We start from the raw sequence: 21,021 nt of genomic DNA, 5'->3' as shown, positions 1-21,021 counted from the left end.
GTCTTTTAAGACTATCTTTGGTTTTTACAAATTTTCACAATTTTCACAAATGACAACAAAATACCAGGGAACTGTAAAGTTCTTCAACGAGACAAAAGGATTTGGATTCATCATTCACGAAGAGTCTGATAAAGAAACTTTTGTTCACGTTAATGGTCTGATTCACGAAATCCAGGCTGACGACAGAGTAGAGTTTGAACTGCAGGAAGGTCGTAAAGGTATGAACGCCGTTAACGTTAGACGTATCGACTAAGCTTGCTTTTTCTATACAATTAGCAAAACCCCCAGGCAATGTCTGGGGGTTTTTGTTTTTATTACGGCATTGTATGTCAAAACCCTCACTATCTGCTTCTTCTGACATATCGAAGGATTTCAATTTGCCCTGATTTGCTTACCTTTTGACCCGAAACGTAATTTAAACAGCAGACCGATGGCAGTATTATTCTCACCCTTACAGATAAGAAACATCACATTCAGGAACAGGATCACGATTTCACCCATGTGTGAATACAGTGCTGAAAACGGCTTTAGTAATGACTGGCACCTGGTACACCTGGGCAGCCGTGCGGTAGGCGGGGCTGGTCTGATCATTACAGAAGCTGTAGCAGTAAGCGCGGAAGGCAGGATATCCCCCAGGGATCTGGGCATATGGGATGATGCGCATATTGCAGGGCTGAAAAGGATCACAGATTTCATTTCCGGACAGGGAACAGTACCAGGTGTCCAACTGGCACACGCAGGCCGGAAATCGAGTACGGAAGTGCCCTGGAAAGGCATTCATCTGGTAGCTCCGGAAGATGGTGGCTGGAAAGAGATCTATGCGCCCAGCGCAATCCCGTTTTCTGACAAATACGGACTTCCCATCGCACTTACTAAAGAAGATATCAAAAACGTTATACAGGACTTTAAAACGGCCGCGTCCCGGGCTTTGGCTGCCGGGTTTAAGGTAGTCGAACTACACGGTGCGCATGGTTACCTGATCCATCAGTTCCTCTCACCACTCAGTAACCAGCGTACCGATGAATATGGGGGCGATTTTACCAACAGGGTCCGTTTCCTGCTGGAGATCGTAGCTGCTGTACGTGAAGTATGGCCGGCAGAACTTCCTTTGTTTGTCAGATTGTCGGCGACTGACTGGGCAGATGGCGGCTGGAATCTGGAAGAATCAACTACGTTGGCGCTTCTCCTGAAAGACAGGGGAGTGGACCTGATAGATACTTCTTCCGGTGGTCTTACACCTGCACAGAAGATCGTTCTGGGACCATTATACCAGACGCCATTTGCGGAGCATATCCGTAAGGAAACAGGCATGATGACCGGCGCCGTAGGACTGATCACTACACCGGAAGAAGCGGAATCGATCGTGGCAGAAGGGAAGGCGGATTTGGTGCTGATAGCAAGGGAGTCTTTGCGTGATCCGTATTTTCCGATGCATGCAGCGCATGCGTTAAAGGATGAGTCGCATGTGTGGCCCGTGCAGTATGAGCGGGCGAAACCCAAAACAATTAAGAATTAAGAATTAAAAATTAAGAATTGTAGTTGGTCAAAGCTACTGCGTAACTTCTTTTCTGAAATAGATAAGGTCCTTAACTAAAACAAAGGGCGTCCGCTTGTAGTGGACGCCCTTCTTATAAAATCAATTATTGAATGACTGAGACGATGAAGATCGCATTCCCACCGATCTACGCTGTATTACAATTCTTAATACTTAATTTTTAATTCTTAATTTATTAAAACCAGCTGCTTGCCTTTTCCTCATCCTCCTCCGGCGCGGGTTTCACCTCATCTTCTTCTACCGGTGGCGGTATTACATCATCTGCCTCAGTAGGATGTTTACGGATCGCGCCTTCTATCACGGCATCCTGTTCCACCTCTAAAACCAAAGCCGTCACGTCGCCTTTGATATATGCCTTGTTGCTGATAATAGCTTTATTACTTACAAAAACATCCCCATATACTTTTCCGAAAGCTTCGAGATCGGTCGCATAGATATTTCCGCGGATAGTGGCGGTTTTACCGATCACGAGTGTACCTTCCGTACGCACATCACCTCTCACATTACCATCGATACGCCCGGGGATGGTAGATTCAATAGCGCCCTGTACGGACACCTGGCCTGGGATCAGGAACATGTCCTTTCCAAAGGCCTTTTTAATTAAGTCTTTCAAGGGAAGCACATCACAGATTTGGTCCAGCAGATAAGATTTCTTTTTCGTCTTCAAACACGGAAATGATCGAAGAGGCATTGCCCAGATCAAGTCCTACGCTACGCTGATGTTTATCGTCTGAAATTCTTAAAGAGTTGTATAAATAACCGATGCTGACAAGATTTTCAGGGTTTGGCGCTACTTCTACAGGAATGAAGTCTTTGAATTCTTCCAGGAAAGCATCTGCCAGTTCGCGGTAATGTGCACCGCCACCCATCAGGTAGATCTTGCTGCAGTTTTCAAAGTCCTGATCGGTAAAGTAATTCCTCATCAGCGGAGACACGACTTCCTTGTAATACTGGGTCAGCAGTGCCTTACGGATATCCTTGAGGTCAAGGCGTTTTCTGTTGGTAAAGATAGACCCTTTCATGAAGGCATCATCCAGCTGATGCTCATTTTTCATGTCCAGGTAGTATTGTTTATTCAGTTCACGGGCCAGGTTGTTGATGGCATATTTGATACCATGGGAACTGAAGCAGGTACGGTGGATGAGACCATCCGCCGTTGCCATGCCACCTTCGATGGTGCCAAAGCCAAAGCTGACAGCGATGAAGTTTTCTGTTTTAGGATCATTGACAGTCTTTTTCAGACCGATAATACCTCCTACGATCTCCGGAATTACCTCAAAACGTTCGATATCCAGCATCCCTTTTTTGACAGCGCCCTTGTTATTGAAAGTATGTGTATCGTATTCTATCAGGAAATGGCGTTTGTTGAGGAACTGCTCTGCCGCGCCTTTATAGATGTTATAGGTGGAAAAAGGGAATCCCATGGTAAGGGATAAAGGTTGTTGTACCTTATCCAGCACATTGACCATGGCAGCCTTGAAGAGGATTTCGTAATCATCTTCCTGCGGAGCAGCATTCGTGACACGTCCGGGATTGATACCCCCACGTCTCGCCAGGTTTCCGACAATATACCAGTTTTCGTCTTTTTTGATCTTCAGGCCATTCAATAGGTCTTTTGAGGAATTCTCCGTGTTACCATACGCAGTTTCGAAAACACTCGGAAAGCTGATAGGTGATACTTTCATGATCGCAGGATTATATATGTATGATTAAAATTTCGATTTGAGTTTTCAATAATTCGGCTCGGTCACAAAGCAAACAGGGTATAAAGAGATTCAATCGGGAAGGGTTTTGAGTAACTCCCGCACTACAACTGCATTTAAATATATAAAATAATATTAAACATTACCAAACACAAAATGCCAGCTTTTCAAATATATTGATAATCAGCAACTACGGGTATTAAGAAATTGTCAATAGGTGTGCTTTGTAAGGGTTTATCCGCCATAACCGATCACAACAGAAATGCCTGTTATAACGGCTATCATCAGGAGTGCTAATCAGTGTGCGGCCTTTGTTTTTGAAAGGTGTGAGCCTGACAGGAACCCCTTCCTGTCAGGCATAAGTGACATCAGCTGGCGGTATAATTAAACTCATACCGTGCGGTGTCATAAATAGACCAGTCCATAAATCCCCGTACCATAGTGCCCAGGGCGTCCAGGTGCCGCTGGATGGCCAGATCGATGTGCATACCAAAGGATGGCAGCTGACTTCTCAGTTCGTTGAACTGTGCGATCTCGCGGTTGTGAATAGCCGCCGTCTGTGCAATGGCTTCATCCAGGGTGATCTGCTGTTCATGCCCGATCACCATGACCAGGTTGTGTTCATCACCATGTGCCAGTTCCTTGGATAAGGAGAAGAGGTCATTGGCCCAGCATACGGCTCTGCGGGCCAGGTCCACCAGTTTCTGGAACTGTTCATTCTGGAGGACGAACACGGGCAGATAGGTACCTGCGGCTACTTCCAGCATGTCAGTACCCAGGTTGGCCCCGCTAAAGAAAGGACGCATCTGCATGTACTGGAAAACGGAAGGATGCCTGTGTTGTTTGGCATTTTCGGCTTCCCATACGGCGGCTTCGAAAGTGGCCTTCAGACTGAGCGTAAACTGGCACTGCCAGGAGGCCGTACTCAGCTGGCGCATCTTGTTCCAGAAGTCGCTGAGGGCTGCCAGTACAGGATTGCTGACCCTGTCAATAGAACGGTCATACCGAAGCACACTGACGAAATCAGTAATGACCTGCTGTAGCCATGCCTGTTCGCGGTAATTCGCTGTTTCCGGTTTTACGTGGTCCAGCAGATCGTCCAGTACAAACAGCCAGGTGTTAAGGTCATTGGCCGTACAGAGGAAGGCCAGGTCAGCATCCGGGTAAGTACGGGCCGTCATCCAGGCAAATTTGTACTTACGAAACCGGTCATACGCTTCCTCTGTTTGCAGCAGATTGAATTCATGCAGCCAGGAGGATGTGTGCTGGTCAATCTCATTCACAAATGGACTGATCTTCGCCTCAAACGGGCAATGGAGAGTTGGGACAGTAATTTGTCGCATAAAAATGGATTTTAAAATGAGAGGAGAAAAAACTAATTAAGACAAAAATGTAATACGATGATGCGACATCTCCGCAGGTAAACCGGCGGAGAATATGGAGAATAAGTGCTTATGCTGTTATCAGGGGACGAAAACAGGCAACAATGGAACAATAAGGACAAGAAGGACGGGTAACTACAATTATAACAGCGCAGGGCTGTTCAGGCATTTGGTTAGCGTGATATTCAGCAGCTTGAAGTCAATGGGTTTGATCAGGTAAGCAGTGGCGCCGGCTTCGAGCGTGGCGACTTTGTCTTCTTCAAATACATCACCGGAAATGACGATCACCGGTACACGCTGTAGCAACGCTGCGCTTTTTACATAAGTGAGGATTTCCTCTGCATCCATGTCAGGTAGATGCCTGTCGGCAAGAATGATATCAGGAATAAAATGTTGCAGTAATTCCAGGCTTTCGATACCCGTGCCGGAAGACTCCACTTCGCAGCCCAGACGGCTCAGGTATTTTGTCAGATAGATACGGCTCATATCATCGTCTTCAATGATCATGACTTTCACGCCCGCATAAAGTGATTCATCTGCGCGCGTTTCTTCCAGCTCCGTCTGTACCGGCATGGCACAAGCCTGCAGCGGGAAGTTAAAACTGAAGATGGTGCCTTTTCCAACAACGCTTTCCACAGAGATCATACCTCCCAGTAAGGTGGCCAGGTGTTGCGCAATGTGCAGCCCCAGTCCTGTACCGCCGGAAAAGCTGTTCCATTCGGTAATGAAAGGGTCAAAGATGGGCGCGATTTTCTCACTGCTGATGCCGGCTCCCTGGTCTCTTACACTAATGCGGCACTGGTCGTTCTCTACGTTGGCAGAAAGTGTTACGGTGCTGTTATTCGCAGTAAATTTCACGGCATTGAACAGCAGGTTATTGATGATCTGTGTCAGTTTGATCTTGTCTGAGACCAGATGAGAAGGCAGCTGTCTTCTGTTGTAGTCCAGTACAATACGGACGCCTTTGGTCTTGGCGATGTATTGTCCGGTGCCCACAATATTCTCCAGCAGGTCCCTGATGGCAAATGCTTCGTTGTGGACCTCATGCAGTTTGCCGGCCTCAATACGTGAGAGTTCCAGCACATTGTTGATCACATCCAGGGTCTGGTGACTGGCGGCACAGAGATGTTCTGCATGTTTGATATATGCGGTATCATTATTCCGTTCGGCATCCATCAGTAACAGCTGACTGATAGAGTGGATGGCATTGAGTGGCACACGGATCTCATGATTTGTTTCGCGGAGGAAAATACTTTTATAATGATTCGCTTTTTCCAGTTCGCCGGTCCTGTTCTGCACCTGCTGCTCCAGGTTTTCGGCATGTTCCCGCTGCGCTTTCAGTAAGGTGTCATTATGTTTGACATAAAACATGATGATGAGTATATTCAGCGAAACGATCACCATAATAGCGGAATAGTGGATCACTACCGTAGTGAGTGGATTGAAATCGTAAGGAGGGATGATACCGGCAAAACGGTTCACTTCCAGTAATACCAATGTAATGAGCGCTACCACGATACAGGTAGTGCGGAATAATTTATCTTTTACAATGAGTAAAGAGGTACCAATGAGGAATATGGCCAGCAGACTGGCTTCTACAACATTTGCGAGTATACAGCCGAAATAGAGGGTAGCCGTATTGTGTATCATCTGCAGATAGAAGGCAGAGATATCGTACTTCCGTTGTTTGTTGAGATAGATGACATAGAAACATGCGCTTCCTTCCACCAAAGTGCCAAGAAAGATGCTGAGTTTACCTGAGATGATATAGAATAATGTCCCAAAGAAAAATGCCATAACACCTGTAACACAGGCGAGTATGTTTACTTTGATGATTCGGCTCCTTTCATTCCGTTCAATGTTGTCTGCACCGGTCAGGGTAATTGCTCTAAATATCCCCATTGTTGTCATTCGCGTTGGGTTTAAAGGAATTGCTTCCGGGGTTGTTAGTGTTGTTATAGGTTCGAGATATAGAAAGTTGTCCTGATTAGTTATGTCTGCTGATTCAGCCACAATATAGACATTTACTCCCAAAAAAGAACAAAGGAGAAGCCCTCCTGCCGATATTGGAACATATCAACAGGAGGGCTTCTCCTTCAACAAATTATCTTTTCTCTATACGTTATTTAAAATCAGCATCTGTCAGACCGCTGTTCACTTTAATATCGTCTACCTTGAAATCAATCTGTTGTCCGCTAATGGTATTTTTCAGCAGGAATGGGAATTTCACGCCACCTACCTCTTTATACTCACTGGTTTCAATAGCGCCGGTGATCTGGTCGCCGTTGTAACTGATCTTCTTTGAAAGCAATCCGGTCGTTACATCGTAGTACAGTTCAGTCCGGGTTGTTTCATCTTCTTTTACAATCACCAGGTAGTTGTCTTTGCCATTATCGTCTGTAACGATTTCCGGAGACAGCTGTAAGTCAACGCCACCTTTCAGGTAGTCCAGTTCAGGTATCAGCACCATGTTCGCTTTTACGCGTTCTTTAGCTGCTGCATCCAGCGGCACCGGGGTACCCATCTGGATAGCAGTGATGCTATCACCATTGATAATCAGTTTGCTTGCGTGTACATTCATCATCGGGATGAATACATCCAGCAGGTATTTGTTGGGTGATTTGATCTTCTTGGTCATCTTGATATCGGTACCCTGTACGGATCCGGTAGCAGCGATGGTCTGGTCTTTAATTGCCTGGATCTTATCGGTACCGCCGATTGCCTGTAAGTATTTTTTCAGTACTTCATTGGCAGTCAGGCCGGCAGGTGCTTTCTTGCTGGAACCGCTCCAAACGTTGTTGGAAGGATCAACATCAGGGAACGCTTTATCCGGATCGATCACTACTTTGGTCAGTTTGGAATCTGAATCAAATTTGAACGTCCAGGTACCACCACGTTGCCATACTTCTGCCGGCAGTTTTACGGTATCAGTTTTACCCTTGCTGTCAGTGATTGCCAGGATCACCGGTAATGCCATCTGCTCCAGGTTTTCTACGGTGATCAGTGCGCCTTTGGAAGGGTCATTGCTTACGTATTTTACATCTTTCACTGCCTGGTCTAATTTCCAGGAGTTCAGGTACCAACCTCTCCAGAACCAGCTCAGGTCTTCACCTGCCACGTTTTCCATGGTACGGAAGAAATCCCAGGGTGTTGGATGTTTGAATGCCCAGCGGTCGATATAGGTACGGAACGCGTATTCAAAACGCTCTTTACCCAGGATATAGTCACGCAGGATCATCAGACCCATAGAAGGTTTGTAGTATGCCGCGATACCCAGGTAGCTGCTCTGGATCACGTCTGGTGTACTCATGATCGGATCACCGCTCATCGCACGGCCCATAGACTGTCCCTGCTGTTTCTGATAGTATTCGCCGTTATTGAATGCTTTGCTGGAACCATCGTTGATGAAAGTATTGAAGCCTTCATCCATCCAGGCATATTTTCTTTCGTTGGAACCAACGATCATCGGGAACCAGTTGTGACCGAATTCGTGATCGGTTACACCCCATAATCCGCCGCCGGTGCTTCTGTAAGAACAGAATACGATACCCGGATATTCCATACCACCTACGATACCCGCTACGTTAGTTGCTACGGGATAGGTGTATTCAAACCATTGTTTGGAATAGAACTCAATACAGCCTTTTACGTATTCGGTAGAACGCTGCCAGGCATTGCTGGTCTGCATGCTTTCCACCGGGTATATGGACTGCGCCAGGCATTTTTTGCCACTTGGCAGGTTAATGCGGGCTGCATCCCAGATAAACGCGGTAGAAGCCGCCCAGGATACGTCACGTGCATTTTTACACTGGAAATGCCAGGACTGCATACCAGTACCTGGTTTTGCAGCAGCCACTTCTGCGCTATCTTTGATCATTACGGTCTGGTCGCTGTTACGCGCCTTCGCCAGCTGTGCCTGTTGTTTTGCGGTCAGTACCTGCGCCTCGTTCACGAGTGCACCGGAACCAGCCACCACCATACCGGCAGGAGCCGTTACGGTATAATCGAAGTCGCCGTATTCCAGGTAGAACTCTGCAGCACCCTGGTAAGGGATAGAGTTCCAGCCCAGTACATCGTCATATACTTCCATACGCGGGTACCACTGCGCAATTTCATAAACCCAGCCATATTTCGTTTTCAGACGGCCGGTACGGTCTGTACCATACTGTGGCACTTCGTAGGAATAATCCACGTATATTTTCACTACGCCACCTTCTGCTTTCAGGGCTTCCGGCAGGATCACCTGCATACGGGTGTCGGTAACAGTGTATTTAACTTCGGTTTTCTTTCCGCCGATGGCAACGCTTACAGACTTGATCTTGTATCCTTCTGTAAAACTACGGTTGGCAAAACGGCCACCTGTAACAACGCTGGTGGCAGCTCCTCTGGAATCTTCCTTATAAATATTCTGGTCCATCTGCAGCCAAACAAAAGGTAATTTGTCAGGGCTGCTGTTTTTGTAGGTGATGGCAACGGAACCATCTATGCGGTGACTGGCAGTGTCGAGTACGACATTGATCGTGTAGTCAGCCCGGTTCTGCCAGTATTTATGGCCAGGGGCGCCGGATGCACTGCGATACTCGTTACCGTTGGCAGGGTAAAACAGGGGGCCGAAAACTTCATGCTGATCGTACTTCGAAGTAGCGGTCTGTCCCACAGCGACGTTCCCGAGGGAAGCCAGCAGGACGCCTGAACAAAGCAGGATTTTGTTGATTGTCATTAGCGTTTCAATTTGGAAATAGCCATAAATATAGCAAAAGCGCTTTAAGCACAAAGCGGAAAAAAGGATAAAGGGTTTCATTTTGGGTAGGAGTCCGGCACACATTTAAAAATTATTATATCTTTACGGGTAGATCGATACTTTAACCTATGAAATACTTACGGACAGGCATGGGCCTGTTTTTCCTGCTATTTGCCAGTCAGACATATGCACAGACTCCTGCACAAGCCCCTTCCGTACAGCTTAGCGCCACATTTCCGGAACCGGGAGAAGGTTTTGATAAAATTCTGCTATTGCCCAATGGTAATACCTGTTACCTGCATTTTGACAAGAAACAGGGTATCGTTACCAGTCTGTATGATGCAAAGCGCGCTCCACTCGCCACGGAAGCTGTAAAAGGTCAGTTGTGGGACGCTTCCGGTCTGAATGACACGGAAATTGACGGTATTTTCGTTATCAATGACCAGGTGGTGGTTTTCCTCCAGCAGCTGGTAAAATATAAGCCGAATCTGTACCGCCTTGTACTGGACGGCAGCACCGGAAAGCTGGTGAAAGAAGATAAACTGGGCGAATTACCTACCGTATTACACAGAGATGTAGCGGTACAGGATAACTTCGCTTCGCACGACTTTCACGTATCCGTAGACGCCGGCACCGGTTATTATGCCGTAGCGGCTTTCGCTGGTGGTGAGTTACAGCGGAAGGAATCTCCGGCCGAAAGAGTACAGATCTCTCATTATAGTCCTGATCATCAGCTGATCAGACAGCGTTATTTTACCGTTGCTGAAAATGACTATCCTTACCTCGCTTACCTGGATATGCTGGTAAGTGGTGGCGATAAAATATACCTGGCTACGGCCGCATTGAACAACAGCCGTAAAAGCACGAAGGATACCAGTGCGCTTGTAGCCCTGTCTGTATGGGGTAAAGGCGATGCTAACTTCAGTCATATCACGCTGCCTTATACGACTAACTTCACAGACCTCCATGCCACCCTGCAATATGTACCAGGTACCAGTACCTTACAGGCCCTGATCACTACTGCGAATAACCAGACTGCAAAAGCACCGGTACCTGCCGCCTATATCAACTACCTGGATGCCGGTACGCTGGCACTGAACAGTTATACCGCGCTGCACAGCGACAAGATCACTGCTTTTGCACAGGAGAAAATGAAATATACCAGTCCTTTCAGCGGACAGCCACAGGCATTGATCGCACATGCGGATGGCAGCAGTACCGTACTGATGGAGTCTATGTCCATTTTTGCTTCAACCGGCAGCAATTCCTGGAATAAGATGCATACCAATCTGAATGATATCGGTGTGACCGAACTGGACGCGCGTGGCCGCGAACAATCAGGTTACGGACTGACTAAAATGCAGATAGCAAACGGTACTTATGAGCCGCTTTATTTTCAGCGCAGAAAGAAAGGTCAGTGGATCTTCCGTAACCGTATCCAGGTGCTGAATACCACCCCTTACCTGTCATATGAATACCTGCCAACTGCTAAAGCGACTTACATCATCTTCAACGATTATCTCGCTTACCTGGACCAGGGTGGTACCTTCACCGACAAGAAGCCAATGCGTTATCTGACAGAAGCAAATACCGTTTGCTACAGATGTACACCAACAGGCCAGGAAAGACTCTTCCTGTTTGGTACACCTGAGACTTTCAAAGGATATTATTGTATGCTGGGTGCGTCTGATTTCGATGAAAAAAAGGGCACTTATGCAACGTTGATGATCACCCGGAAAGGAGAAGAGAAGAAGGCTTGTGTAGCCTGGGTGAAATTCTGATGACTAAATTCTGATTTCTCTACTGGATTTGTAGGTTATTTTCGTATTTTCAGTTAATAACCTACAAATCTTATGGCACGTATTAACCCGCTTTCCCCACAGGACACCCCTGTTCCCCTGCAGTCAGCTTATTCGCTGCATACCACTACCTGGAACGCACGTATTACAAATATGAAAGCCACGCTGGGGCATTCCCAGACCGCTTTTGAAGTATATATGGAATGGTACCGCTTATATGACAGTATTAAGCGTTTCCTGGGCCTCCGGCCTGCCTATCTGTTTGCGTACACCGTCTCTGTGGGTAGTAACTGTCCGCTCTGCACCACCTTTTTCCGTAAGATCATCATCGACAATGGCGAAGATCCTGCCGCTATCGTTTTCAATGAGCAGGAGCAATTGCTGATGGATTTCGGCAGCGCCATTGCACAACAGCAGGGTAGGATAGAAGATGCGTTATTTGCCAGGATAAGTGCAGTGTATACAACGCAGCAACTGGTAGAGCTGATCGCTTTCGCCGGACAAATGATCGCTACCAATATCTTCAATAACGTCGTGGAAACTGAGATCGATGAATATCTGTATAATTATCTACCCCTTACCCAAAAATAATCATACCCATTTATGACACAGGATCTGAAAAACAAGACCGCTTTTATTACAGGCGCTGCTCACGGACAGGGACGCGCTGCTGCGCTTGCACTGGCAAAAGAAGGCGTGCACATCGCCGCTTTTGATATTGCCCGTCAGCTGGATTATCCCGGTTATACGCTGGGCTCTTCATCTGAACTGGATTCCCTGAAAACAGCCTGCGAAGAGCTGGGGGTACAGTGCCTGACCTTTACCGGCGATGTGCGGGACAATGCCGCCGTAAAACAGGCGGTAACAGCTACTGCGGACGCCTTTGGGCGGATCGATATCCTGTTTAACAATGCAGGGATCTGTGCTTATGGGCTAACGCATGAAATGCCGGAGGAGGAATGGGATGCTATGATCGATATTAACCTTAAAGGCGCCTGGATTGCCGGCAGACATGTCATTCCGGTGATGATCGCGCAGCGGAGCGGGGTGATTATCAATAACTCCTCTATCGCCGGATTGAGAGGGATGAACCGCCTGAGTCATTATGCAGCCTCTAAATGGGGGCTGACAGGACTAACCAAGTCCTGGGCCATCGAACTGGCGCCCCATAATATCCGGTCTGTCGCCATACATCCAACTGGTGTGAATACCCCTATGAACGACGGACTGGCCGCATTAGAAGGCGCGACCCCGCAGGAAATAGCCGAACGGTCTGCCGGAAACCTCATCGATGTACCCTGGGTAGAAGCAGAAGACGTAGCCCATATGGTGGTATTTCTTGCTTCGGATAAAGCCCGCTACGTTACCGGGGCCTCTTTTGTACTGGATGCAGGTCTGCTCACCAGATAGGCCCCTATCCCCGTTCTTATCACTACAAATCGCAGGTATGACCCCATCTACCGGACAACACTTTTTCCGGCATTACCGGGATATTATTTTCTTATTATCGGGTATTATTGCAGGTTCTCTGGCAGGGCTCCTGTTACAGGAGCAGGTACTGGTGTTAAAGCCGATAGGAGATATCTTTCTGAACCTGCTATTTACTGCGGTAGTGCCCATGGTTTTCTTTGCCATCTCTTCAGCGGTAGCCATACTGGATAACACCGGCGTAACCGCCCGGCTGGTATCTGCCACGATCACTGTCTTTATCATCACGGTATTACTGGCAGCGATCATCGCTGTTATAGGCGTCCGTTTGTTTCCTGTTACCCAGCACCTGGAAAGTATCGCTACAACAGTAGAAAAGACGGAACCGCTGGGAGAGCAACTGGTCAAACTGGTATCTGTGGGAGAATTCTATGAATTGTTATCCAGAAAGAACATGCTGGCATTGATCATTTTTTCCCTGCTGACCGGTATTGCCGCCAGAAAAGCCGCGCTTAGCGGAGAATCCTTTAGGCGTTTATTACACTCAGGTAACGAAGTGATGAAACAATTGCTGGGGCTGATCATGTTACTGTCCCCCGTGGGACTGGGCGTTTATTTCGCCTGCCAGGTAGCGGTAACGGGGCCTCAGTTATTTGGCGACTACGCGCAATCACTCGCTACGGGACATATCATCTCCGTTTTCTACTACCTGATCGTCTTTACCGCATATGCTTTATTATCCGGGGGATGGTCAGCCGTACAACGATACTGGCGTAACAACCTGCTGCCATCTGCCACTGCCCTGGGTACCTGCAGCAGTGTGGCCACCATTCCCGCTAATCTGAAAGCGGCAAAGGATATGGGGCTGCCTGCCCCTGTAACAGATATGGTCATCCCTTTAGGCGCTTCCCTGCATAAGGAAGGATCGGCTATCGCTGCCGTTATTAAGGTGGCAGTCGCACTGGCATTGGCTGGTCGTGCTATCGAAGGGATTGATACGATACTGCTGGCTATGCTGATTGCGGTATTGGTGAGTATTATCGAAGGAGGTATTCCCAATGGAGGCTATGTCGGACAGTTACTGATCGTATCTGCCTATCAGTTGCCCGCTACGGTATTACCGGCTATTATGATCATTGGGACCTTGCTGGACCCTGTTGCGACCTTATTGAATGCTACAGGGGATACAGTGGCGGGGTTGATGATCAACAGGCTGGTGACGGGGAATCCGGCGAAGCTGGAAAGACTTAATAGAAATTAAGAATTAAAAATTAAGAATTGCCGTTTAAATGCCATCATAGTTAGCATATGTTGCTTATTTATTTAACGGGAAGAGGCGCTTCAGTTGATAGGGCGCCTCTTCCCTTTGTCAGTCAACAAATTCTTAATTTTTAATTTTTAATTCTCAATTGAATATGCTTCTGAGCACAATTAACAACAACGTCACCATCGCTGGCAGTGCCTGTACGAAAAATATACGCTTACCTGCTGTCAGTGCGCCATAAATACCTGCTACAGCGATGCAGCTAAGGAAGAAAGTGGCTACGTGCATAGCCCATTTGCCATCCTGGATAAAGAATGACCAGATCAGTCCTGCGGCCAGAAAGCCGTTATACAGCCCCTGATTACCAGCGAGTGTTTTTGTTGGTTCAAAGAGATGAGCAGGCAGTTGTTTGAAGACTTTAGGCGCTTTTGTGGTCCAGGCGAACATTTCCAGCCATAGGATGTATAAGTGCTCCAGCGCACAAAAGCCTATGAGAAATTTAATTAAGATCAACATAAGTAGTATTTTTACTGTAGGTTTTCGATGGACTAAGATATATAATTCCACGTGCATGCTGGCCTGTGTTAGAAAAAGTATCGTAACGATACTACTATGCTGTTACTGTACATTGGGGCTGATCGCCCAGAACCTGGTGCCAAACGCTTCCTTCGAAGATGTAAATATCTGTACGGAATATACAGCTCCCTGTGCTCCATCCGCCTGGCTTTCGGTTGCGCCGGAGGTTGCGAGGATGAAATACCTATGTAATGGCGCCGCCTTGCAGGGGCAACACCATGTCAATCTCCTCCAGGAAGGCAAGGAAAATCCCGATTTAAGAGCATATATACAGACCCGGCTGCTTTGTGCGCTGGAGAAAGGCCGTACCTACCGGATCCGTGTCTACATGAATACGGATAACTACCCTTTACGGGCGGGTATCCGCTTTGATACCGCATTTGTATTTACCCAGAGTGGTAGTTGCCTGAAAGCACCTGCCAGTCTCGAACTCAATGAAAATGACGTTCAGAAGAAACTATTCCGCCTGAATCATCCCTGGTATATGCTGGAAAAGACCTATGTGGCTTCGGATAATGCTACTCATCTGCTGATCGGTAATTTCAGGGCGCCACAACGAAAGGAAGGCGCAGGCGGCGGTTATAGTAATGCACAGTTACTCATCGATAGTATCAGTATAACGCCGGAGGGTGGTCCGCCGGTTTGTCCGAATGCAGATAGCACCATTAACCTGTTGTATACAGAGCATCACCGTCATACGATCCCTGAAAAATTCATTGCTTCCGGTGATCTGATCCATCGGCTGGACGGGGCTTCCGGATGTGATACCATCATCCTGAAAGATGATCTTTTTACGGTGGATAAAAACAGCCTGAATGACCGTTATAAACAACAGATAGACGAAGCGCTGAACCGTTACAAGGGCAATCGTGCCCGTATCCAGCTGATCGGATATGCGTGGCAGAAGGCTTCTGAAGAATATAACAGGATCATATCTGCGGATAAGGCCAAAGCAGTCGCTAATTATCTGGTGTATAATGAGGGCTATAGCTTTGATGATTTTGATGTACAGGGAGCTGGTAAAACCAAACCCCGGTATGATACGGCAGGCAATACAGCCGGAGAGAATAACCGGGTGGAAATGATCATCTGCCGTCCGCCGCTGGCGAAAGACACGATGCGCCCCCGTCCCGTCGTACATCAACCGGATACGCTGGTTATTCCGGATATTCTCTTTAAATTCAATAGCAGCGAACTGAATAAAAACCTGTATAGCTCACTCGATAGCCTGATCAAAAGAATACCCCGTGATGGCAGCATACAGTTACAGGTAAACGGACACACAGACAATGCCGGTACCTCTGCTTACAACAATTCGCTGTCGATGAAGCGAGCCAATGCGGTTGCCGGTTATATGCAGGAACATGGCCTTGGAAATGATATCCGGCTGATCACAGGTGTTGGCGAAAGTCAGCCGGTGGCCAGTAACCAATCCGCAGAAGGACGAAGAAGAAACCGCAGGGTAGAGATTATCATATTCTACAGCCCGGATTGACGCGCTGCGCGCGAATTGGGAATTAAGAATTAAAAATTAAGAATTTAGGGCAATTGTGTTTCGGTTAATCCAATTTTATCAGGAGAATTATTTTACCGGTGAAAACCTTGCAAAAGAATGTTTGTTTTTATATTTTGTCTGTTCAGGAAGTAACTGTAATTGTTTAACCAGGGAAAACTCAACATCTGATAACAGGAAATTGCTTATGTCGATGACACACTTAACAATCGTATAACAGACTCCGGGGATCACTTTATTGAACAATCAAACCAAAATCATGGCGTACTGAGGTATAGCCAGGAAGTTTCATGCTTTTTCACATCACTTACTCTAAACTTAACAGCTTATGAAAATTGCTACAGGGCTGATGCTGATCGTGCTATTGGCGGTCTGCGCTACTACCTTTGCCCAGAAGGGCAGGACCCTCCGTGGACAGGTCGTTGCAGGGGATACACAGCAACCACTGGAGCGGGTGGTCATCGTAGAGAAAGGCTCCCAGAACCACGTGTTTACAGGCCCAACTGGTGACTACTCCATTACCCTCACCGGTGATAATGCAACACTCATTTTTTCCTATGTCGGCTATGCTACACAACAGTTACCGGTTGGTACAGGCGATGTGCTCAATGTTACCCTGCAGGCTTCCCAGAAAGACCTGAATGAGGTGGTGGTCACTGCTTTTGGCGTAAAAAAGGAAAAGCGTGCTTTGGGTTACACGATCCAGCAGGTGGACAACAAAGACCTCAACGTGAACCACCAGCCTAACGTTGTCAATGCTCTCCAGGGAAAGGTCGCAGGTGTACAGATCTCCAGCTCGGGGGGCGGTCCCGGTCAGGGTTCCCGCATTATTATCAGAGGAATTAACTCTATTTCGGGTGACAGAAACAACCAGCCTTTGTTTATCGTCGATGGGGTGGAAATTGATAATAATACCTATACCACCGGCGGTGCAGAAACCCGTGGTATGAGCAACCGCGCAGCTGATATAAACCCCGATGATATTGAAAGCGTCTCTGTACTGAGAGGTGGCGCTGCAACGGCTTTATACGGTATACGTGCGGCTAACGGCGCGATCGTGATCACGACAAAATCAGGTAAAGCAGGCAAACTTCAGGTGACCTACAGCGGTATGTATGGTTTTGATAAGGTGAATAAGACGCCGGAGGTGCAGTCGAAATATTCGCAGGGATATCTGGGCGAATATGATCCGGCCAGTTTCTGGCCCACATTCGGACCTACGGTAGAAGAAGCAAAGAAACTGGATGATACGCATCCGGACCAGCTTTATAATAACTATAAACAGGCCTTTAAAACAGGTATGCAAACCCGTCATACTGTTAACCTCAGCGGTGGTACTGATAAGGCACAATTACTGGGATCTATGTCTTATCTGGATCAGGATGGCGTGATCCCTTTCAGCACCTTTACCAGTTACAATGCCAGGATCAATGGTCAGTTTAAGATCAGTGAAAAGTTCAGTGCAGGCGTGTCACTGAACTATATCAATTCCGGTGGTAACAGGGTGAATGCGGATCGTTATGGTGAGCAGATCATCTACTGGTCTCCTCGCTGGGATATGAAAGATTATGTCAAGCCGGACGGTACACAACAGACTTACAGCAGTGGTACGAACAACCCGATCTATACGCTGTCAACCAACAAGTTCAGAGATAATGTGAACCGTACTATCGCCAGTACATTCATTACCTACAAACCAACTTCCTGGCTGAATTTCTCCTATCGTGTCGGTAACGATTTCTATACGGATGGCAGGGTACATCAGGCGCCTGGTCCGCTGGGGCTTGTGGGTGAAGCACCTAACCTGGATGACAATGAATACGGTTTTATGTATGAATATAATCTCCGGAGCCGTACCCTGACGTCTACTGTAATGGCGAATGTCACACATACATTTAAAGAAAAATATTCGATCGATCTGAAGATCGGTCATGACCTGCGTGATCAGCGTGTAAGAAGGAACAGTGTGATGGGTGATACGCTGGTAGTACCGGATCTGTTCCTGCTGAATAACGCTAAACGCGTGACCGCTGAATCCTATATTTCCGATTACAGGAACTATGGTTATTTCGCTGATCTGACCCTCGGACTGAATAATTACCTGTTCCTAGAACTGACCGGCAGGAACGACCTGACGTCTACTTTATCTGTCAATAACCGCAGTTATTTTTATCCGTCTGTCAGTCTGAGTTACATCTTCAGTGATCAGTTCAAACTACCCGGCTGGTGGACCTATGGTAAGTTCAAAGCTTCCTGGGCGAAGATCGGTAAGGACGGTGATCCCTATTCCATCACCAATGGATATAAGGCCGGTACGACCATCGGTTCCAGTGTGCCTTTCTATCAGAACAGGACCCTGGGTAATCCTAATCTGAGACCGGAGTTTACACAGACAACGGAGCTCGGTACAGAGCTGAGATTCCTCGAAGGCAGACTGGGGCTGGAAGCAGTCGTTTATCAGCAGCAAAGTAAAGACCTGTTGGTACCGGTAGACGTATCTACCACGACGGGTTTTGACAAAGCTTATGTGAATGCCGGTGAGATCAGCAATAAAGGGCTGGAAGTGACCCTGTCAGTTGTGCCGGTGCGTACAAAGGACTTCAGCTGGGATTTCCGGGTGAACTTCTCCACCAACAGCAACAAGGTGAAGAAACTGAATGAAGAGCTGCAGTTGAGTGAGATCGTATTGTCCTCGCAATATGGTTATCTGAGTTCGACGGTGACCACCAAACTGGTACCCGGACAGTCATATGGAGCGCTCTATGGCCGGACTTACAAGCGTTATTATGGCAATGAAGTGGATGATAAAAAGACATTGCGTACAGATCTGCCTTTGCTGATAGGTGCAAATGGTTTCCCTGTGCTGGATGATGCTTCCAATCAGCGTTATCTGGGTAGTACATTGCCTAAATGGATCGGTAGTACTACGCAGACATTCAGGTATAAACAACTGTCATTGTCTGTATTGCTGGACGTACGTCACGGGAATTACAAATACAATCAGCTGTCTAATTTCCTGGCTGCATTCGGTGAGTCAAAAGAGACGGAGAACCGCGATCAGACGATGGTGTTCAATGGCGTACTGGCGGATGGTACTGCGAATACGAAACCGGTGTACCTGGGACAGGCGAAAGGTCCGGATGGTGTAGATTATGGCGCTGGTTTTTACCGGAACTACTATCGGGGTGCGAGTGAAAACTTCATTGAAGATGCTTCCTGGGTAAGGTTACGTTCCCTGTCATTGTCCTATACATTGCCCACACAGTGGCTGACACCGACAAAGACGATCAGCGGAGCGACGGTATCCTTCACCGGTAATAATCTCTGGCTGCATACGAAGTACAGCGGTTTTGATCCGGAAACCAGTTCTTCTCCTTCCGGCAGCAATGCTTCCGATTCATTCTCCGGATTTACCTATCCGGCTACCCGCAGCTTCCTGTTCAGTCTTAATCTTCAATTCTAAATCTGTCTTTCATGAAACGTACATTTCTCAGCATATATACACTGGCACTGGCGGCAGGACTTTTCTGCGCGCTGCCTGCCTGTAAAAAAGGTTACCTGGATATTAACCAGACCGATCCTAATCTGACGCAGCGGCCGCCTATCAATGGGCTGCTGGTGGCAACGACTTATCAGTCGGCGATCAATGTATATTCCACCGGTTATATTACCTCCTATTATGTACAGCAGCTGGCTTCTCCCAATACCGGCAGTGGCTCGGATATCTATGATGATGTGGACAGGAGTGCCAACTGGCGGGCTGTTTATCTGAATGTGACCGATATCCGTCAGATGAAACAACTGGCCGTGTCACAGCGGGCCTATGAACACCTGGGTGTAGCTGATATCCTGGAGGCACTGAATATGAGTATGGTGATCGATCTGTATGGAGATGCGCCTTATAAGGAAGCCTGGTCAGAAGGAGAGAACCTGCGGCCAGCATATGATGGTGCAAAGGCGATTTATGACAGTTGTTTGTCCCTGATCGATCAGGGGATAGCGGCGTTGAATCTTCCGGACCCGCTCGTGGCGCTGGACCCGGTAAATGACCTGGTACATGGAGGCAATAAAGCGGCCTGGATAAAGACGGCGTATGCACTGAAGGCCAGACTGCTGAACCGGAAGAGCAAACTACCCGATTATGATCCGGCGGCTGTACTGGCTGCGTTGGAACTGGCTTATGATAGTAATGCCGATGATGCGCAGATCACGCGTTTTGAGAGTCTGAGTCCCTGGAACAGCGTAGCGAAAAATAACGCCAGCGGTACCCTGGATGGCTGGCTGAGCGCTACTTTCGTAAATGCCCTGAATGGTACTACTTATGGTGTAGCTGATCCCCGTTTACCGTTGATCACTGACCTGACCCGTTTCGGCGATTACAGAGGGACGGTGAACGGCGTCGGGCGTACGGGTTCCGGCACTGATAACTCACAATGTGCTTTATCGGTAAATGGATTCTATTCCCGGGGCGGAGCACCTCTTTTGATGTTAACCTATGCCGAAATGAAGTTTATCGAATCTGAGGCTTCTTTTGCGGCAAATAAGGCAGGATCTTATCAGGCATACCTGGATGGTATTGCTGCGCATATGGATAAGTTAGGGGTGGCGCCTGCGGCGAAACAGGCTTACGTGAGTAATCCGGTGGTGGCCGTAGGACAGGCTGCGTTTACCAAAGACCTGCTTTTCAAGGAGAAATACGTAGCGACCTTCCTGCAACCGGAAACCTGGACAGACGCCCGTCGTTATGATTATAAATACAAGAATTTCCAGTTACCACAGGGCGCCCTGTTAAATACCTTTATCCGCCGGGTGGGATATCCTACTTCCGAGACAAGCCGGAACCCGGAAAATGTACCACCGGTAGGTTCCCTGACGGACCATTTGTGGTGGGATAAATAAATATGAAAACAATTGATAGTTATTTAGATAGGGTTTAAACTATAGTTACTTTACGTTCAATCTTTCGTTCTGAAAGGAGCATTAACGGAAGGTAACTATAGTCTGACTAAAGCCAGACCAGAGACAGTCACATCACCGGAAATCAGTTCCGATGATAAAGT

15 protein-coding genes are annotated in these 21,021 nt (G+C 47.5%); 9 read left to right on the top strand and 6 right to left on the bottom strand.

The window, feature by feature from the left end:
* The first annotated feature begins 49 nt into the window (after positions 1-49).
* Entirely contained in the window at positions 50-253 is a 204-nt protein-coding gene (locus BMZ72_RS07440) for a cold-shock protein (protein WP_089807294.1), read from the top strand.
* A 177-nt stretch (positions 254-430) separates the two neighbouring features.
* A complete protein-coding gene (locus BMZ72_RS07435; RefSeq protein ID WP_089806706.1) occupies positions 431-1,516 on the top strand; it encodes an NADH:flavin oxidoreductase/NADH oxidase in 1,086 nt (361 codons plus the stop codon).
* Between the two features lie 214 nt (positions 1,517-1,730).
* Here the strand turns inward: BMZ72_RS07435 and BMZ72_RS07430 are convergent, their stop codons facing one another.
* The 5 genes from BMZ72_RS07430 to BMZ72_RS07410 form a co-directional block, all read right to left on the bottom strand.
* Positions 1,731-2,168, bottom strand: a complete 438-nt coding sequence (locus tag BMZ72_RS07430; protein WP_177222715.1) for a bactofilin family protein — start codon at positions 2,166-2,168, stop codon at positions 1,731-1,733.
* 10 nt (positions 2,169-2,178) lie between these two features.
* The gene (locus tag BMZ72_RS07425; RefSeq protein ID WP_089806702.1) at positions 2,179-3,240 is read right to left on the bottom strand and encodes a ParM/StbA family protein; all 1,062 of its coding nucleotides are present in this window, start codon (positions 3,238-3,240) and stop codon (positions 2,179-2,181) included.
* 386 nt (positions 3,241-3,626) lie between these two features.
* Positions 3,627-4,601, bottom strand: coding sequence for a terpene synthase family protein (locus tag BMZ72_RS07420; RefSeq protein ID WP_143087635.1), 975 nt, complete (start codon positions 4,599-4,601; stop codon positions 3,627-3,629).
* Between the two features lie 180 nt (positions 4,602-4,781).
* Positions 4,782-6,542 (bottom strand): ATP-binding response regulator, encoded by a 1,761-nt coding sequence (locus BMZ72_RS07415; protein ID WP_177222714.1) that lies wholly within the window; start codon positions 6,540-6,542, stop codon positions 4,782-4,784.
* Between the two features lie 220 nt (positions 6,543-6,762).
* A complete protein-coding gene (locus BMZ72_RS07410; protein ID WP_177222713.1) occupies positions 6,763-9,360 on the bottom strand; it encodes a M1 family metallopeptidase in 2,598 nt (865 codons plus the stop codon).
* A gap of 149 nt (positions 9,361-9,509) precedes the next feature.
* Between BMZ72_RS07410 and BMZ72_RS07405 the strand changes: the two genes are divergently transcribed.
* The 4 genes from BMZ72_RS07405 (at position 9,510) to BMZ72_RS07390 (ending at position 13,869) form a co-directional block, all read left to right on the top strand.
* Complete coding sequence (locus BMZ72_RS07405) at positions 9,510-11,162, top strand: hypothetical protein (protein WP_143087634.1); 1,653 nt, start codon at positions 9,510-9,512, stop codon at positions 11,160-11,162.
* Between the two features lie 72 nt (positions 11,163-11,234).
* Positions 11,235-11,771: a carboxymuconolactone decarboxylase family protein gene (locus BMZ72_RS07400; RefSeq protein WP_089806695.1), complete on the top strand. Its 537-nt coding sequence runs from the start codon at positions 11,235-11,237 to the stop codon at positions 11,769-11,771.
* A gap of 12 nt (positions 11,772-11,783) precedes the next feature.
* The gene (locus tag BMZ72_RS07395) at positions 11,784-12,590 is read left to right on the top strand and encodes a mycofactocin-coupled SDR family oxidoreductase (RefSeq protein ID WP_089806694.1); all 807 of its coding nucleotides are present in this window, start codon (positions 11,784-11,786) and stop codon (positions 12,588-12,590) included.
* A 37-nt stretch (positions 12,591-12,627) separates the two neighbouring features.
* Complete coding sequence (locus BMZ72_RS07390; protein ID WP_089806691.1) at positions 12,628-13,869, top strand: dicarboxylate/amino acid:cation symporter; 1,242 nt, start codon at positions 12,628-12,630, stop codon at positions 13,867-13,869.
* Positions 13,870-14,013: 144 nt separating this feature from the next.
* Here BMZ72_RS07390 and BMZ72_RS07385 read toward each other — a convergent pair whose 3' ends face one another.
* On the bottom strand, positions 14,014-14,388 hold the full coding sequence (locus BMZ72_RS07385; protein ID WP_089806689.1) for a DUF1304 domain-containing protein: 375 nt from the start codon (positions 14,386-14,388) through the stop codon (positions 14,014-14,016).
* Between the two features lie 55 nt (positions 14,389-14,443).
* On the opposite strand from BMZ72_RS07385, the gene BMZ72_RS07380 reads away from it, so the two are divergent.
* The 3 genes from BMZ72_RS07380 to BMZ72_RS07370 all read left to right on the top strand — a co-directional run bounded on the left by BMZ72_RS07380 (position 14,444) and on the right by BMZ72_RS07370 (position 20,860).
* On the top strand, positions 14,444-15,943 hold the full coding sequence (locus BMZ72_RS07380; protein WP_177222712.1) for an OmpA family protein: 1,500 nt from the start codon (positions 14,444-14,446) through the stop codon (positions 15,941-15,943).
* Positions 15,944-16,289: 346 nt separating this feature from the next.
* Complete coding sequence (locus BMZ72_RS07375; RefSeq protein ID WP_089806685.1) at positions 16,290-19,424, top strand: SusC/RagA family TonB-linked outer membrane protein; 3,135 nt, start codon at positions 16,290-16,292, stop codon at positions 19,422-19,424.
* A gap of 11 nt (positions 19,425-19,435) precedes the next feature.
* Complete coding sequence (locus tag BMZ72_RS07370; protein ID WP_089806683.1) at positions 19,436-20,860, top strand: SusD/RagB family nutrient-binding outer membrane lipoprotein; 1,425 nt, start codon at positions 19,436-19,438, stop codon at positions 20,858-20,860.
* Positions 20,861-21,021: the final 161 nt, after the last annotated feature.

The organism is Chitinophaga sp. YR627 (assembly GCF_900114995.1).
Taxonomy (GTDB): Bacteria; Bacteroidota; Bacteroidia; order Chitinophagales; family Chitinophagaceae; genus Chitinophaga.
This window is presented reverse-complemented; position numbering and strand designations above follow the sequence as displayed.

Bases quoted from the DNA above. Each gene is read 5' to 3' on its own strand.
- BMZ72_RS07440 (WP_089807294.1), top strand. From the start codon at position 50: ATGACAACAAAATACCAGGGAACTGTAAAGTTCTTCAACGAGACAAAA.
- BMZ72_RS07435 (WP_089806706.1), top strand. From the start codon at position 431: ATGGCAGTATTATTCTCACCCTTACAGATAAGAAACATCACATTCAGG.
- BMZ72_RS07425 (WP_089806702.1), bottom strand. From the start codon at position 3,240: ATGAAAGTATCACCTATCAGCTTTCCGAGTGTTTTCGAAACTGCGTAT.
- BMZ72_RS07420 (WP_143087635.1), bottom strand. From the start codon at position 4,601: ATGCGACAAATTACTGTCCCAACTCTCCATTGCCCGTTTGAGGCGAAG.
- BMZ72_RS07415 (WP_177222714.1), bottom strand. From the start codon at position 6,542: ATGGGGATATTTAGAGCAATTACCCTGACCGGTGCAGACAACATTGAA.
- BMZ72_RS07410 (WP_177222713.1), bottom strand. From the start codon at position 9,360: ATGACAATCAACAAAATCCTGCTTTGTTCAGGCGTCCTGCTGGCTTCC.
- BMZ72_RS07405 (WP_143087634.1), top strand. From the start codon at position 9,510: ATGAAATACTTACGGACAGGCATGGGCCTGTTTTTCCTGCTATTTGCC.
- BMZ72_RS07400 (WP_089806695.1), top strand. From the start codon at position 11,235: ATGGCACGTATTAACCCGCTTTCCCCACAGGACACCCCTGTTCCCCTG.
- BMZ72_RS07395 (WP_089806694.1), top strand. From the start codon at position 11,784: ATGACACAGGATCTGAAAAACAAGACCGCTTTTATTACAGGCGCTGCT.
- BMZ72_RS07390 (WP_089806691.1), top strand. From the start codon at position 12,628: ATGACCCCATCTACCGGACAACACTTTTTCCGGCATTACCGGGATATT.
- BMZ72_RS07385 (WP_089806689.1), bottom strand. From the start codon at position 14,388: ATGTTGATCTTAATTAAATTTCTCATAGGCTTTTGTGCGCTGGAGCAC.
- BMZ72_RS07380 (WP_177222712.1), top strand. From the start codon at position 14,444: ATGCTGGCCTGTGTTAGAAAAAGTATCGTAACGATACTACTATGCTGT.
- BMZ72_RS07375 (WP_089806685.1), top strand. From the start codon at position 16,290: ATGAAAATTGCTACAGGGCTGATGCTGATCGTGCTATTGGCGGTCTGC.
- BMZ72_RS07370 (WP_089806683.1), top strand. From the start codon at position 19,436: ATGAAACGTACATTTCTCAGCATATATACACTGGCACTGGCGGCAGGA.